Origin of the sequence: Enterobacter sp. UNJFSC 003, from assembly GCF_036903355.1 — a bacterium.
Taxonomy (GTDB): domain Bacteria; phylum Pseudomonadota; class Gammaproteobacteria; order Enterobacterales; family Enterobacteriaceae; genus Enterobacter.
In genome coordinates this window covers 1-251 of sequence record NZ_JBAKHK010000273.1, presented here as the reverse complement: position 1 = coordinate 251, position 251 = coordinate 1, and the positions used below count along the sequence as shown (strand labels likewise).

Genomic DNA, 251 nt, shown 5'->3' with positions numbered 1-251 from the left:
CCAGTGAAGTTATCGCCATCTACCCTATTACCCCCAGTTCCACGATGGCAGAACAGGCTGATGCCTGGGCCGGAAACGGCTTGAAGAACGTTTGGGGAGACACACCACGCGTGGTTGAAATGCAGTCGGAAGCGGGTGCTATCGCTACCGTGCATGGCGCTTTGCAGACGGGTGCCCTTTCAACATCGTTTACGTCATCGCAGGGTTTACTGCTGATGATCCCGACGCTGTACAAACTGGCAGGCGAACTC

1 protein-coding gene is annotated in these 251 nt (G+C 55.8%); it reads left to right on the top strand.

The window, feature by feature from the left end; all coding sequences use genetic code 11:
* Nucleotides 1–251 (top strand): hypothetical protein (locus V5P19_RS24125; RefSeq protein WP_334408066.1); only part of this gene is annotated, 251 nt, incomplete at both ends.